23 protein-coding genes and 4 pseudogenes are annotated in these 13,181 nt (G+C 65.9%); 10 read left to right on the top strand and 17 right to left on the bottom strand.

The genetic code is table 11. The annotated features are described in order from the left end of the window. Window positions 1–89: 89 nt before the first annotated feature. Window positions 90–284, bottom strand: coding sequence for a hypothetical protein (locus tag ACIBVN_RS59290; protein WP_397151506.1), 195 nt, complete (start codon window positions 282–284; stop codon window positions 90–92). A gap of 124 nt (window positions 285–408) precedes the next feature. Here ACIBVN_RS59290 and ACIBVN_RS59285 point away from each other — a divergent pair, with 124 nt between their 5' ends. The 7 genes and pseudogenes from ACIBVN_RS59285 to ACIBVN_RS59255 form a co-directional block, all read left to right on the top strand. Further along, a complete protein-coding gene (locus ACIBVN_RS59285; RefSeq protein WP_397151504.1) occupies window positions 409–732 on the top strand; it encodes a helix-turn-helix domain-containing protein in 324 nt (107 codons plus the stop codon). A gap of 66 nt (window positions 733–798) precedes the next feature. Then, on the top strand, window positions 799–1,092 hold the full coding sequence (locus ACIBVN_RS59280) for a hypothetical protein (protein WP_397151503.1): 294 nt from the start codon (window positions 799–801) through the stop codon (window positions 1,090–1,092). A gap of 233 nt (window positions 1,093–1,325) precedes the next feature. Continuing rightward, window positions 1,326–1,583 carry a hypothetical protein gene (locus ACIBVN_RS59275; protein WP_397151501.1) on the top strand — a complete coding sequence of 86 codons (258 nt, stop codon included), beginning with the start codon at window positions 1,326–1,328 and terminating at the stop codon, window positions 1,581–1,583. Window positions 1,584–1,652: 69 nt separating this feature from the next. Beyond that, window positions 1,653–1,934, top strand: coding sequence for a hypothetical protein (locus ACIBVN_RS59270; protein WP_397151499.1), 282 nt, complete (start codon window positions 1,653–1,655; stop codon window positions 1,932–1,934). Between the two features lie 88 nt (window positions 1,935–2,022). After that, window positions 2,023–2,211, top strand: coding sequence for a hypothetical protein (locus ACIBVN_RS59265; RefSeq protein WP_397151497.1), 189 nt, complete (start codon window positions 2,023–2,025; stop codon window positions 2,209–2,211). A 99-nt stretch (window positions 2,212–2,310) separates the two neighbouring features. Then, window positions 2,311–2,511, top strand: coding sequence for a hypothetical protein (locus tag ACIBVN_RS59260; RefSeq protein ID WP_397151495.1), 201 nt, complete (start codon window positions 2,311–2,313; stop codon window positions 2,509–2,511). Window positions 2,512–2,571: 60 nt separating this feature from the next. Further along, window positions 2,572–2,850 (top strand): annotated as a pseudogene (locus ACIBVN_RS59255) (transposase); the annotation flags it as partial. Between the two features lie 121 nt (window positions 2,851–2,971). On the opposite strand, the gene ACIBVN_RS59250 reads toward ACIBVN_RS59255, so the two are convergent. The 11 genes and pseudogenes from ACIBVN_RS59250 to ACIBVN_RS59200 form a co-directional block, all read right to left on the bottom strand. Then, entirely contained in the window at window positions 2,972–3,634 is a 663-nt protein-coding gene (locus tag ACIBVN_RS59250; protein ID WP_397151493.1) for a hypothetical protein, read from the bottom strand. Window positions 3,635–3,667: 33 nt separating this feature from the next. After that, complete coding sequence (locus ACIBVN_RS59245) at window positions 3,668–3,979, bottom strand: YrhB domain-containing protein (protein WP_397151491.1); 312 nt, start codon at window positions 3,977–3,979, stop codon at window positions 3,668–3,670. A 41-nt stretch (window positions 3,980–4,020) separates the two neighbouring features. Continuing rightward, window positions 4,021–4,485, bottom strand: a complete 465-nt coding sequence (locus ACIBVN_RS59240; RefSeq protein ID WP_397151489.1) for a hypothetical protein — start codon at window positions 4,483–4,485, stop codon at window positions 4,021–4,023. Between the two features lie 6 nt (window positions 4,486–4,491). Continuing rightward, on the bottom strand, window positions 4,492–4,815 hold the full coding sequence (locus ACIBVN_RS59235; protein WP_397151487.1) for a hypothetical protein: 324 nt from the start codon (window positions 4,813–4,815) through the stop codon (window positions 4,492–4,494). Next, window positions 4,805–5,527 (bottom strand): YbaB/EbfC family nucleoid-associated protein, encoded by a 723-nt coding sequence (locus tag ACIBVN_RS59230; RefSeq protein ID WP_397151485.1) that lies wholly within the window; start codon window positions 5,525–5,527, stop codon window positions 4,805–4,807. The genes ACIBVN_RS59235 and ACIBVN_RS59230 overlap by 11 nt, the downstream gene beginning before the upstream one ends. A gap of 151 nt (window positions 5,528–5,678) precedes the next feature. After that, window positions 5,679–6,083, bottom strand: coding sequence for a YbaB/EbfC family nucleoid-associated protein (locus tag ACIBVN_RS59225; protein WP_397151483.1), 405 nt, complete (start codon window positions 6,081–6,083; stop codon window positions 5,679–5,681). Window positions 6,084–6,197: 114 nt separating this feature from the next. Then, window positions 6,198–6,485, bottom strand: a complete 288-nt coding sequence (locus tag ACIBVN_RS59220) for a hypothetical protein (protein WP_397151481.1) — start codon at window positions 6,483–6,485, stop codon at window positions 6,198–6,200. Then, window positions 6,469–6,705, bottom strand: a complete 237-nt coding sequence (locus tag ACIBVN_RS59215; RefSeq protein ID WP_397151479.1) for a hypothetical protein — start codon at window positions 6,703–6,705, stop codon at window positions 6,469–6,471. The genes ACIBVN_RS59220 and ACIBVN_RS59215 overlap by 17 nt, the downstream gene beginning before the upstream one ends. Before the next feature lie 365 nt (window positions 6,706–7,070). After that, on the bottom strand, window positions 7,071–8,027 hold the full coding sequence (locus tag ACIBVN_RS59210; RefSeq protein WP_397151477.1) for an ArsR/SmtB family transcription factor: 957 nt from the start codon (window positions 8,025–8,027) through the stop codon (window positions 7,071–7,073). A gap of 87 nt (window positions 8,028–8,114) precedes the next feature. Then, a pseudogene (locus tag ACIBVN_RS59205) lies at window positions 8,115–8,639 on the bottom strand (IS30 family transposase); the annotation flags it as partial. Between the two features lie 108 nt (window positions 8,640–8,747). Then, window positions 8,748–9,043: pseudogene (locus ACIBVN_RS59200) on the bottom strand (ISAzo13 family transposase); the annotation flags it as partial. A gap of 179 nt (window positions 9,044–9,222) precedes the next feature. Between ACIBVN_RS59200 and ACIBVN_RS59195 the strand changes: the two are divergent. Both ACIBVN_RS59195 and ACIBVN_RS59190 read left to right on the top strand, forming a co-directional pair. Further along, window positions 9,223–9,468: a hypothetical protein gene (locus tag ACIBVN_RS59195; RefSeq protein WP_397151475.1), complete on the top strand. Its 246-nt coding sequence runs from the start codon at window positions 9,223–9,225 to the stop codon at window positions 9,466–9,468. A gap of 42 nt (window positions 9,469–9,510) precedes the next feature. Further along, window positions 9,511–10,266 (top strand): class I SAM-dependent methyltransferase, encoded by a 756-nt coding sequence (locus ACIBVN_RS59190; protein WP_397151473.1) that lies wholly within the window; start codon window positions 9,511–9,513, stop codon window positions 10,264–10,266. Here ACIBVN_RS59190 and ACIBVN_RS59185 read toward each other — a convergent pair. The 3 genes and pseudogenes from ACIBVN_RS59185 to ACIBVN_RS59175 all read right to left on the bottom strand — a co-directional run bounded on the left by ACIBVN_RS59185 (window position 10,260) and on the right by ACIBVN_RS59175 (window position 12,038). Further along, on the bottom strand, window positions 10,260–10,724 hold the full coding sequence (locus tag ACIBVN_RS59185; RefSeq protein WP_397151471.1) for a hypothetical protein: 465 nt from the start codon (window positions 10,722–10,724) through the stop codon (window positions 10,260–10,262). The two genes, ACIBVN_RS59190 and ACIBVN_RS59185, sit on opposite strands and share 7 nt — an antisense overlap. A 104-nt stretch (window positions 10,725–10,828) precedes the next feature. Continuing rightward, a pseudogene (locus ACIBVN_RS59180) lies at window positions 10,829–11,657 on the bottom strand (IS5 family transposase); the annotation flags it as partial. Window positions 11,658–11,660: 3 nt separating this feature from the next. After that, complete coding sequence (locus ACIBVN_RS59175; protein WP_397151469.1) at window positions 11,661–12,038, bottom strand: hypothetical protein; 378 nt, start codon at window positions 12,036–12,038, stop codon at window positions 11,661–11,663. A 65-nt stretch (window positions 12,039–12,103) separates the two neighbouring features. On the opposite strand from ACIBVN_RS59175, the gene ACIBVN_RS59170 reads away from it, so the two are divergent. Then, window positions 12,104–12,205 (top strand): MBL fold metallo-hydrolase, encoded by a 102-nt coding sequence (locus ACIBVN_RS59170; protein ID WP_397151467.1) that lies wholly within the window; start codon window positions 12,104–12,106, stop codon window positions 12,203–12,205. A 118-nt stretch (window positions 12,206–12,323) separates the two neighbouring features. On the opposite strand, the gene ACIBVN_RS59165 is transcribed toward ACIBVN_RS59170, so the two are convergent. After that, entirely contained in the window at window positions 12,324–12,449 is a 126-nt protein-coding gene (locus ACIBVN_RS59165) for a hypothetical protein (RefSeq protein ID WP_397151465.1), read from the bottom strand. 474 nt (window positions 12,450–12,923) lie between these two features. Next, window positions 12,924–13,181 (bottom strand): DedA family protein (locus ACIBVN_RS59160; protein ID WP_397151463.1); only part of this gene is annotated, 258 nt, incomplete at its 5' end.

Raw genomic sequence — 13,181 nt, 5'->3', positions numbered from 1 at the left:
CTTCATGATCTCGCCTCGCCACCACGACGTTCACACCTGACCGCCACCACACCAGCCCGTTCTACCTGCGGAAACAGGATGGAACTCTCTCAATGGGTGGCCGAGCCCCCATAGCGCAGTCGCATCAGGGGCAGCCGGCCGCCGTTGGTGAGCCGTCCTTCGACGTAGGCGAACTGGCCGTGGTAGCGCGCGTGGACCGTGACCAGTTGCGGCCAGTGCTCCTTGGCGTGCTGCGTGAGCCGCTGGTCCAGCGAGGTCTTGGCCGAGGTGGAGATCGCGGGCATGACCGACATCTTGCCGTGCGGGCGTGTCGGGCGTGCACCCATCGGCACGTGCCGGGCAATGTCGGCGGGTCACTTGCCCAAGATCGACCAGAGAAAGACCTCGGTGCCCCGCTGTCGCGCTCGTTTGACCACGCTGACCGCCTCCGAACGGCGGCGGCTCAAGGAGATCGCCTACTCCCACACCGCTGCCTACCAGCTTGTGGTCCGGGTCCGGATCGTGCTGGATGCCGCGCACGGCTCCAACAACCAGATCGCCCAGCGGCGTGGGGTGACGGTGGACACCGTGCGGTTATGGCGGGGACGCTACCGCAGCCAGGAGGGCATCAAGAGCCTGACCGATCGGCCCCGCTCCGGCCGGCCACCCACCTTCAGCACTCTTCAGCGCGCCGAGGTCAACGCACTGGCCTGCCAGCTGCCGGCCGAGACCAGCGCGCCGCTGTCGCGCTGAAGCTGCCCCCACCTGGCGAGCGAGGCCGTCACCTGCGGCCTGGCAGCAACGATCTCGGCCTCCACCGTGCGCCGGATCCTGGCCGAGGACACGCTCAAACCCTGGCAGCACCAATCGTGGATCTTCATCTGCGACCCGGCCTTCGCCGCCAAGGCCACCCGCGTGCTCGACTTATACGCGCGCCGGTGGGACGACATCCCGCTCGGCGACGACGAGTACGTCATCAGCGCCGATGAGAAAGACCTCCATCCAGGCCCGCTGCCGCTGCCACCCCGCCCTGCCACCGGGCAGATCGCGAATGATGCGCATCAACCACGACTACGACCGCGGCGGCGCCCTGGCGCACCTGGCCGCCTATGACGTCCACCGCGCCCACCTGTTCGGCCGCTGCTCGCCCAAGACCGGCATCGTCCCGTTCATGGATCTGGCCGAGCAGGTCATGACCCAAGAGCCCTACGCCTCGACCAAGCGAGTGTTCTGGATCGTCGACAACGGCTCCTCCCACCGCGGCAAGACCGCCGCCGACCGGCTGACCGAACGCTTCCCCAACGCGGTCATGGTGCACACCCCCGTGCACGCCTCGTGGGAACCAAGTGGAGATCTTCTTCTCCATCGTGCAGCGCAAGGTCGTCTCACCCAACGACTTCACCAGTATCGACCAGGTCGAAGACCGGCTGATCGCCTTCGAACGTCGTTACAACGAGACCCCCCGGCCCTTCAGATGGAAGTTCACCCCGGCCGACCTCGAGGACCTACTGGTCCGGATCGAGCGACACGAACAGAAAGAGCCCAACTCCCAGCAGCACGATGACTGCGACCATCAGCCTGCCGTACTCGACGCGGCCGTATGATCCCCGAAGGATTTACGGAGACGACCATCGTAGACTGGCAGAGTGACGGATCGTCGGCATCTGCGACTCATGAGCGACTACGGTGTCGGCTGGCCGCTATGGAACAGCGAAGGCGCGATGGATCCGTCATCCTTGGATACCCCCGATGAGCTCGCTGCTCGCCTCAACGCCTGGCAGGAGCACTTCGAGCAACGCTTTCACTACGAGCACGGCTGGCGATCGCCTGACGACGCGGCCGTGTATGCCGAGGAAGGGAAAATGCTGCAGCGCTTGCTGACAGCCGAAGTCGGCAGGTGGTTCAACGTCGAGCTGGACCTCTGGCCCATTACCGATCGTTCTCCCGGCGGCTGACACTGCGCCGCTTCACCTGAACCGGACAGCCGGTCATGTAGTCAGTCGAACCAGTCAGGTGTGCGGCTATGGGACGCGGAACCCCGGCGTGCACGACGCGGTCGCAGGAAGCGGAGCCCCGCGGTGGCAGCGCTACGGCGGCTCGGCCACCCATTGGGGGCTGGCCATCCACACCTCCAGCAACGACCGCTACGAGGCCGCACCCTGGTTCACCGGAACCCCACAGGACGCCCTGAACCTAGTCTGCGACCTCTACGTCACCTGCATCGACACCTGACGCTGAAACACGATCAGTCTCGGTCCGTCAACCCCCGAGAAACTTCCAGGCGAGACCACTAAGGGCCGGCCCTTCCTCGATCATCTGACGCCAACGACCATGGCCGGGCTTGCGCGGCATCGGCTCCTGCCACATCTGGAAGACCTCGGCCTGGTCGATGAATTCGATGGCCAGGCCGGCTACGACCTGCGCCGCCTACACCTGCACGGCCTGATCGAACGCATCCCACGCAGCCACCGCTACCGGGTCACAGATTTCGGCCTGCGACGTTGGGGGTGCGGGAACGACGAAGGGTGTTGACGATCGATGCGTGACGAACGACCTCAACACCCTTCTAGGGCCACGGGTCAAGGGTCGTTCGTCCAGTTCGGCTCCTGGGCCTTCACCCAGCGCGCCAAGGACTCTGGCCTGCTGCCCTCGACGGGCAGCGTCGGGGACTGCTTCGACAACGCCATGATGGAGTCGTTCTGGTCTCGCATGCAGGTCGAGCTCCTCGACCGTCAGCGCTGGAACACCCGGATCGAGCTCGCGAACGCGATCTTCGAGTACCTGGAGATCTGGCACAATCGGCAACGACGGCACAGCAGTCTGGGCATGCTCACCCCGATACAGTTCGAGAACACGTCCACCGTGGCATGACAATCCAGAAACGCGACTCCATCGAACCCAGGGCACACCATCTCCATCAAAGTCGGGGCGGTTCACATTACGGGCAAACCGCGGAGCCACTCATGCAACACAGCCCGCTGAAGAATCGAGCTTAGTGCTTCCCTCGCTCGGTCAGAACGAAGAACCAATTCCCGCCTGCGTTGGGACCGATGGCGTCTCCTATGGCCGGGATCTGACCATCGACCCACCACACCTTGTTATCGAGGTTAATCGCGTTGAAGCCATGACCTCCACCATCTGGGAACATCAGTTGCACGTTCCCCTGAGCACGGTGCCCGGCATCCAGCAACTCTTTCTCGATCGCTTGGGGACTCCCTATCGGAAAGATAGACAGACTGTTCGCTGGAGAGCGTCCTGCGACCCTAGCATCCCCGAGAAGAACGGAACTGACGGCCAACGATATCTCGGCGCAGTTAGTCGTCCCCTTCAGCGGATTGACGTACGGCAACAGACGGGCCACGTCTTCGGCGGTCCGCGGAACCCCGTTCGGCATCCTGCTCATCAACTGCTTCATCTTGCCCTGCGCCTCTGCCAGGCGCGCCAGATCCTGCGCAGTATGTGGTGCGTCATTTAAATACGCCACGCCGGACGGGCGATAGTCGACGCCCTGGACCGGCCGCCGGGCCACCTTGGTATTCACGCCTGCCACATGGTTGAAGTATCTCTCGAATTCGGGCGTCCCCCTACTCGGCCGCAGAAACATCCCCACCGGTCGGAAAATACCGGGTGGCAGCGGCAGCTCGAACTTACTCATGCCCATGCCGCCTGGCAAGAAAGGCGATGTGGCTCATTGCTGACCGGCGGCGAACTTCTGGGGGGCGGCCTCGTACTCCGCGACCGCCTGGCTGCGGGACAGGTACGAGGGGAACGTTATGATGCGTCCGCTGTCCCGTAGCACGGCTACGGGTCCTGCCCCCACCAGAGCGTGACGGTGATCCCCAGTCCTGCGGAACGCCGCCGTCGTGTAGGTGAACAGCCAGCCGTACTCACGTTCCACGACATCGGCGTTCACCACGATCCCGTCGCCTGGCGGCCCGTCCATGTACATGCCGTTCAGAAATTGCTCCAGAATGGCCCGCGCGCCAGCTTTGCTGATCATCACGCACTTCTTTCGATTACGGCAGCCCACCAGCCGCGCGGTCAGACCAGGACGGCGTTGGCGGCGATGTTGGTCATCCTGTCGAGGGCGAGCCGGAAGGCCCGCTGGACGGCGGGCGCCGCCATGCCCCCGCCGGACACGAGTGCAGCCGCGGCCAGCGCGTAGTAGTACAGCGTGAAGGCCTTGTGCGCGAGCACAAGCTGCGCGCCGGCGTGCAGCCCGAGAGCGGCGGCACGCATTCCGGTCGTTGCGTCCGTGAGATTGTTGCTCGCTCCTTCGGAGTGGGAGAAGTTTTCCGTGAAGGCGGTGACGCCCTCTCCCCGGCTGGTGGCCGCGAGGGCCTTCACATGGCCGTCCCCGTCGGCCAGCGACTCGCGGAGCCGACCGGCCTGCAGATCGTGTACCTTGCCCAACTCCATGCAGGCGATCTCGTCGCCGTCCGGAAAGACACAGTCGAGGAATGCCTCGATCACGGCGAGCTGTCCTTCGGGACGTTCAAGAGCCACTGCTCGTCACCACACCTTTACATTGTCGATGGCGGCGGCGGATGCCGCTTCGGCCGACCGATATTGAGCGGTCATGTACCGCAGGCCCTTCGGATAGCCGTGGTAATCATCCAGATTGCCCCGAAGACATTCCTTGATCAATCCTAGTGTGGCCTCGTAGCACATGCCGATCGTCTGGCCGAGGGCATTGTTCATCCCCCACGGCCGGCCATAGGACTTCACGTCCTCTAGAAATGCCTGAACCCGGGCCGACGCCTGCTGGTGAGTATTGGCGAGGCCCTCGGCGGACCGGCCGAACTGCGCGTGGTCGAGTACCGTTTCAGCTTCCATGCACCGTCTTCTCTTCGTCGTTTCCCGCACGTGGGCGGATACTCGACATGAAGGCGGCAAGCGCTTCTCCGTAGGATCGCATGTGGTCCATGCCCGATTCCTGCAGACCATGGATTCGCGCCTCGATCAGATCAGGGTCGGCACCGGCGGCTCGGCGGTGCTCGCGCAACCTCACTGCCGACTCGTCCATCGCCTGGTTGACCGCCTGCTCCAGGTATCCGCTCAGCTCCGGCGTCGTATGCATCGCCCGTTGGTCAATGGTCACAGCTACGAGTCTCGGACCCGGCCCGCTGATCACCCGGACCATGCCCCGGCCGGCCGTCCCTTCGCCCAGCAGTTCGTCCGCCTCGCCGTCGGGCACGCCGCCGATGGTCTCCAGGAGGCCGATCACCTCGTCGAACGTGTGCCGGAAGTCCATGACCGGCACGTCCGAAGCGATGTCCGCCTCCTGCCGGAATTGGTCAGCACTCAACCGCATCGCGTTGGTGAGGACCCACATCCGCTCCCCGACCTCGTCGCGGAGTTCCCGCATCTGCCCGGCCAAGGCCAGCGGATCGATCACCGGAACGGGGGCCTGGTCGGCGGACCGGGCGGCGAAATCCTCCAGCGCGGCGTTGACGGCGACCAGCACATGCTCCGCCAGTTTCTCCGGAGCCAGCCGCATCGACCGCGCGTGCATGTCGATCGATGCGAGACGATCATCCTCGATCACCGCCCGGACACGGCCCGCCGTACCGATTCCACGCACGCTACGAAATCCACTCACCTGAAACAACTGTCGCTTTGGTCTAGAGGTCGTCCCACGGCGCTCCAACCAACCTGGCAGACCGCTGAAGACGGCCCGGTACCCCTGGGCGCGAGCGCTACCCACGCGCGCCCCCCTTCTCGGGCGGCAGCTTCACCGGCTGCGGCAGGAACGACTCGATGCTCGCCCCCTCGCCCAGTACCTCCTCCAGGGGCAGCCCTTCCGGCATGAATGGCGCCATGAGCTCCTTCGTCCGGCCGGCTACCTGTTCCGTGGCGGCGCCGATCTGCTCCATGATCGCGCGGGCGAGCTGCGACGGCGAGAGCTTGCGGTACACCCGGGGGTCGAGCTTGATGTCCTGTACCTGACCACGCGGCCCCATTGTCACGCTCACCATGCCGTCGCGGGACTCGGTGGTCCCCGTCAGCTCGGACAGCTTGCCGTACGCCGCTCGCAGCTCGCCAGTCTGCCGGTTGTATTCCTTGGCCAGCGCTTCGATGGCCAGCTGGAACTCGTCGTTCAAGTAGCGTACCTCTCGTTCCGAAAGCAGCATGAGTGAGGAACGGGATAGAGTCCGAGTTCCGTCCGGTCACCGCTCCGGCGTGGCCCATGTCTGCCGTATTCCGGCGCCCCCCTTTTAAATGGGTTTCGGCGCGATCATCAGGCTTTTGCGGCGAAAGTAAGATGGCCCTTCGTCTGTTGGGTGGGCGGCGTCCGCGGCCCTGTGCATCACCTGTGGGTCGGCCGGTACCGTCAGCCCGTACCCGACGAGCGACCGCATGTCCACCCCGGGAAAGACCGCGGTGACGACCGCGTACATGGCAAGGGTGGCGTACTGGATTGCTTTGAAGTCGCCGCCCTCATCCCCCGGCTGGAACGGGTCCGGAGTGTGGATGGAGCCGGGAACCTTAAAGCCGCCGGACATTTTCCTCGTTCCTGTTCTCCACAGTCTGGACGTTGCCGGCGACCGTGTGCAGCCGGTCCCGATCATCATGTAGACCTAGGATCGTGTTAGCGACCGTGTTCTCCGCGTAGCCGACGATCTTGTCGTGTTCTATGGCCAACGCGAATCCGAGCACCCCCATGGCCCACAGTCCCATGCGCATGTTCTGAGGGAACTCGCGGGCCTGGTTCAGGTGCGACACGGGGGGAGGTGCCCTCGACATCGTCAGTGAGAGCGTCGCCGAGTGCTCTGATCGCCGGTGAATGGGATACGTGCACGCGGACTTGGCCGTGCTGGCCAACGGTCACGCTCACCATCTCGTCCGCGGAACGTGCCGTGTGTTCCATAGCGGAGAGTTCCCCGTAGGTCTCGCGGATGCGCGCGATCTGCTGGTTGATCCCCTCCGCCAGTTCGCTGATCTCCGCCTCAAACGCTTTGACCTCTCCCGTGCTGGGCCCGAGCCACTTGGAGTTCATCCCCGCTGTCCTTCTCCGCCGGCAGTCGTGCGCTGTGATGCGCCCAGCTCACAGCATGGGTGGGGGACGGCCAAACGATTTAGAGTATTGCTTAATGCTGCTGGGTGAGGTGGTCGCCGAGCGGGGTGCGGCGGTACAGAACCTGCCGTCCGTCACGGGCCCGCGCGACCAGGCCTGTGGCGTGCAGGACGCGCAGGTGCTGAGAGACGGCACTGGGGGTGACGCGTAGGCGGCGGGCGAGCTCGATCGTCGGCAGCGGCTCATCGAGCAGATGGAGCAACCTGGCCCGGGGCACGCCGAGCAGCGCGGTCAAAGCGGTCGCATCCGCGACCGGCGGCGGCGTCCACAGCGTGGCCACGGCGCGGCTGGGGTACACCAAACTCGGCGCCTCCTCGGGACTGACCGGTGGGGCGGGCTTGTGGGCGAACACCGACGGCATCAACAGCAGCCCACGGCCGGACGCCGCGACATGGTGCCGGCCGATCATCTTGGAGATGTACAGCACCCCCTCATGCCAGCGCAGGTTCGGGTGCATGTCGGCGAACAGCAGGCGCGCGCCGCCCACGGCCAGTTGCCGCGCCCGGTAGGTCATGTCGGCCTCGAGTGTCATCCGCATCTGGGGCCAGACGGGTTTGAGGGCCAGCTCCCAATAGCGCTCCAGCAGATCACAGGCCTCGTCACGGAACCTGACGGCGAACGCGTCGTCAGCGGGGATCGGCCCGAGGATGAGCGCGGCCGACAGGTCGCGGCGGACCAGCTCCGGGGCTGCCTGCCGGACAAGGGACAGCTCTTCCTCGAACGCTGGAGCGAAGGTGGTCGGCCGAGGGGTCAGGAAGTCCGGAAGGGCGAGCTTCTCCCCGACCAGAGACAACAGCGGATCGACATCGGTCGCGCCGAGTTTGCCGTACACCGCCCTGCGCCACGGCAGGTGCAGCACGTGCAGACCGGGGTCACGCAGGACCCGCAAGCTCAAGACCGTCTCATACAGGGGTGAGATCGCGAACCGGGTGTCGGCGAGGTCCTCGACACCGAGCTCATAGCTGATCATTAAGCTATACACTACATCAATTGCTGGCACGACGCCGAGACGCTGGGCTTGCAGGCATGACACCGGCGACTCACGGACAGCTCGGATTCAATCAGTCGTCGCAACACTGCTGCTCAGCAGAAAGTTTAGATGCTCACTGAAGGCTTCTGCCGGTGTCTTCCATCCGAGGGTCTTTCGGGGCCTGGTGTTGAGCGCAAACGCAACAGCCGCCAACTCCTCGGCATCCCAGCGTGACAGATCGGTGCCCTTGGGAAAGTACTGCCGCAGCAGGCCATTGGTGTTCTCGTTGGTGCCACGCTGCCAAGGGCTATGAGGGTCGGCGAAATAGACCAGCAAGCCGGTGTCGATACGCAGTTGAGCATGCTGCGCCAGCTCCGTGCCCCGATCCCAGGTCAGCGAGCGACGTAGCTGCTCAGGCAACCCGATGATCTCTTTGGAGATCGCGTCCCGCACCGCCTCGGCGCCACGGCCGGCCAACGCCGGGCCGTTCTTCACCCGTTCCTGCGTGCCGAAGCCCTCCATCCGAGGCAGGTGCAACAGCAGGGTGAACCACGTCGTGCGCTCCACCAACGTGCCGATCGCCGACCTGCCGGTGCCGATGATGTAGGGGCCGGGGCGCGGTTCCGAGATTTCTCCCGGCCCGTTTCCCTGGCCCACCCTCCGCACCGGACAAGCGCGTCTCCGCGCATCCGGCGCTCCACGGGTTCCTGTGTCAGGTGGCGGATCCCCGCGCATGTCCGGCTCGACCAGAGCCAACAGCGCCGGACGCAGGTCCGGATCGAGATCGGCCACCCCCGCTTGCGCCCACCACCAGGGCGACGCACCCGACCCAGCGGCACCTGCCCCGACTCCAATTCCTGCACCCCGGCCGATACCGTCGCCTCGCGAACCCCGGCTGCCCTGGCCACCGCCCGGATCCCGCCATGCCCCAACGCGCGGGCTTCGGCCCCCAGCAGCAACCGCCGCTGCCGCTCATCCAGATGCGGAAAGACCGCTTCGAACTTCGCCGCCAGCATCGTCACTGTCTCTGCCGCCGCGCCCATACCACAGCAACGATCGACAGCCCCGAAAGCTACGGGTTATTCCCCTGCAAGGCCTAAGACCTTGGCGATGTCGGCGGCCGCGGCGGGACGGGGCAGGTTCTTGGGCACCTTGATGGTGTCGATCCGCCGCCAGATTCCGGGCCCGGCCGCACATGATGCGGCACAGTGCGATCACCAAGATGCGGCGGGCCGCGGTAGACCGCCGGGTGGTCCAGGAGATCGCCGGGCTGCGGGTCCACCTGACCGACGGTTCGCAGGTGCCCGCGGCGACGGTGGTGGCGAGCATCGGAGCGGTCCCGAAAGATCGCTGGCTGGCCGGCTCCGGGCTCGCGATCGACGACGGCCTCTACGACCAGTACTCGCTTGCGGTCGGTGCTCTTGGATGTCTACACCCCTGAGGAACGTGGCTCCGCTGGTGGCACCCGAGTCACCGCGAGCGCGTGCGGGTGGAGCACTGGAGCAACGCCGTCGACCAGGCGGTGTGCGCCGCTCACAACATCGCCCATCCGAGGACCCGCGGGTCTAATGTCCGGAGAACTGGGGGAAGCTCATTTCGTCTGCCCCACGCGGCCTCATTGCTGGATTTGGGTACGGGAGGCGGCGAGTTCCTCTCAGGGCTTGGCCAGCTTCCGCCTCGCACTGCCGCCACCGAGGGCTACCCGCCCAACCTGTCGCTCGCCCGCCGTCGCCTGGAGCCGCTGGGCATCGAGGTCGCCGCGGCTGGTGGGGATGGCGTCCTGCCGTTCGCCGACGGCTCCTTCGCGTTGGTGGTCAATCGGCACGAGTCCTACGACCCTTCTGAGATCCGCCGTGTCCTGACCAGCGACGGTCTCTTCATCACCCAGCAGGTAGGCGGCCAGAATCTCGACGAGGTCAACCAAGCCCTTGGTGTACCTCCGCTCTCCCCCCGTGACTGGGATCTCGCCCGCGCCAGCGCCGCGCTGGCCGAGGCCGGACTAACTGTAACGTGGAGCCAGGAGGCGCAGGTGCGGACAACGTTCCACGACGTGGGCGCGCTCGTGCTGTTCTTGCGGATTGTCTCGTGGCAGGTTCCGGACTTCGACGTGGACCGCTACGCCCGCCGCTTGCGGGCACTCCACGAGGAAATGAAGCGCGGCAAACCGCTGACGGCTCAGGCGCACCGCTTCGTCCTCGTGGCCACACCACAGAATCGGCTGGCTCGCACTAGTCAGTAGCGGTAGCGACGGGCGGCGGTGTCAGGACTGACATCCAACACTGCCGCGGCCTCGTCCCAGGTGGCCCCAGCCGCACGGTCGGCGGTGACGGCCGCGGCCAGGACAGCGCGGGCCTGGGCGAGCAGAGGCAGCGCGGCGGCGGTGTAGCCGGCGATGGGGCCAGGTTTCCAGCCGGTCTGCTGGGTGGGCGGAGCGAGGTCTTCCGCGTGCAGGTCGAGGGCCAGTTTCCCGGCCGTTTGAGCGAGGTGTTCAGCTTGGTCGCGGAGATGGCGGCGCTGCTTGCGGGTGCCGTCCTGACGCTGGTGCCGCTGGGTGAGCGGGCGCCAGCGTCTGGCGCGTTTCCGGCCGAAGACCCAACGGTAGGCGTCGGAGCAGCACTTGCGAGGCCGACCGCCGCGGGCGATGGGCGGGGGCAATGGTGCCTCGCAGTTCAGGCATTGCTCGGTTTGAGATCCCATGAGGGGCACTCACCAAGGGTTTCGTGGCCGTATGGCTGCGGATCGGCGTGTCTCGTTTGATGGGTTCCGAGACACGGTAACCCGCAGCAGCGCGGTCACGAAACCTTTCCCCAGGACGACCTGGCGCGGGCGCTGCGGGTGAGACGGCGCGTCATCTGAGTGATCGCCAACCAGGTGATCATAATTTCGCTGTTCTGGGGCAGCCGTTCGTGATCGCGGATGTTGCGACGGGCGCGCAGCACCCACGACAGGCTGCGTTCCACCACCCAGCGCTTGGCCAGCACGACGAAACCCTGAGCACCGCGCGGCCGGGAAACCACCTTGACGGTGAGGTTCAAGAAGGTGCGCGCGCCCACTCGATCAACGATCCCGCATAGGCAGAGTCGGCCCAAACCAGGGTGATCTCGGGGTGGGTCAGGCGCAGCCGGAACAACAGGTCACGGGCGCAGTCCCGATCGGCCATGTCGGCCGGGTGACCATGACCATCACCTGGAGCCCGTCCGGATCAACCACAAGATGTCGCTTCCTCCCATTCGTCCGCTTCGCGGGGTCATATCCGCGAGTGGCCTTGCTGACCGTCTCCGATCCCCTCACCGACTGAGAATCGATGATCAGGGTGACCGCGCTGGGACAGCGGCCCTTGCGCAACCGGATGGCGCGACGCAGCTGATCACGGATCTGGTTGACCACCCCCTGCCGGGCCCAGCGCACGAAATGGCCATAGACCGTGGCCCAGGGCGGGAAATCGGCCGGGATCGCCCTCCAGGTGCAGCCGTTCGCCACCAGGTAGCGAATCGCGTCCACCACGTCACGGCGGTGATGCTTCTCCGGCCTGCCACCGGAGGGAGTGCGGCAGGCCGGAACCGGAAGGAGCCGCTCCAGCAGAGCCCACTCGGCGGCGGTGGTGTCGGAGGGGTAGCGGCGTGGGTGCATCGTTCAGCCTCTGACCGGCGCATGACTGTTGGTCAGCATGTCCAGCGTGGACTGCAGGCTGGTGGCTTGGGCGAGGACGAAGCGGGCCCACTTGTCGTCGGGGTACTTCATGGCGTGCGGAGTGATCGTGCCGTCCAGCAGACGGCTGATCCGGGTCAGCGCGGCGGCGAACTGCGCCTTCGCGTAGGCCACCCAGTCGGCGGAGTCGGCGGGAAACCGGTAGCCGCCCTTCGCGGTATAGACGAGCGGGGTCAAGTGCTCGCGCGCGGCTACTTCTTTGATCCACAAGATTCCCTTGCGGACCTGGTAGGGGCTCAGCCCGGGCGCGGCGACCAGCTGCCGGGTGGTGAGCCCGGCCGGGCGCGCTTCCATCAGCGCCATCCGGACTCGTTCACCACACACGTTCGACGCCGAGAAGATCATTGTTCCTGGGCTGCTTCTGTGGAGTGGATCCATCGGAGATCAAGTACGTGGTGGTCGCCCACGGCCACAGCGATCATTTTGGCGGCGCCACTTCCTCACCGACCGGTACGGCGCTCGAGTCGTGATGAGCCGAGCCGGCTGGAACCTCGTCGCCGCCGAACGCCCGGCCCATGTGCCCAAGCGAGACCTGGAGATTTCCGACGGACAGAGGCTCAGCCTCGGCGACACCACAGTCGCGTTCCATCACACGCCCGGGCACACGCCGGGCACCGTCTCGCCGATCTTCCCAGTGCGCTGGAAGGGGCGAAGGCACACCGCGATGTTGTGGGGCGGGACCAACCCGCCCGCCGCGACCACGGCCAAGCGCACCAATCTCTCCTCCGCGCTCGCCTTCGCCTCCAGGATGAGGCGGGCAGGAGTGGACGTCGAGCTGAACAATCACGGGGGGCGTCGACCACGGCCTGCCGCGCATCGAGGAGTTGCGCGTCGGGTCGGCGGGAGCGGAGAATCCGTTCGTCATCGGCCGTTCCAGGGCGCACCGCTTCATGAAGGTCATGGAGGCCATGCTGCGCGGCCGCATCGTCCAAGACCAGGAGGCGAACGCTGGCACGCCTTCAGGCCCCACAGCCGCCTCACCCGGGCGATCGACCTACGTCTGCTGCTGATGGACGGCCGGGAGCCTGGGAACGCGGCGATCGGCGGCTACGTCCGCTGGCGCAACGCCCGTGCGCAACCGAAGACAGCTTCGCCGCCAGCTCACCCATCCGAAGCTGGACCAGTTACCCGGCCAAGGTTGCGTGACGGACCACTAGACAAGCGCTTCAGCCATGATGTGGGTGTCAGCTACGGTTCTTCCTCATGGTGTTCGGCCAAGTGGCGGAGAGCGCGTTTGCTTCTCACTCGGACTGCAACGATGGTGAACGCGGCTATGAGACCGAACACAATCCAGGCGCCATGTCCGAGCGTCTGTGCGAGCTGGGATGCCGACGCACTTGCGAACGCGCCTAGGCTCACATAGACCGCTGACCACAGCAGCGATCCCGCCAGCGATGCGGGGAGGAAACGCCAGTACGGCACCTTCGATGCTCCGGCTGCCGCAGG

The sequence above is a fragment of the Nonomuraea sp. NPDC049400 genome (assembly GCF_044466425.1).
Lineage (GTDB): Bacteria > Actinomycetota > Actinomycetes > Streptosporangiales > Streptosporangiaceae > Nonomuraea.
The sequence above is the reverse complement of the archived record's forward strand: the minus strand, read 5'-3'. Positions and strand labels throughout refer to the sequence as shown.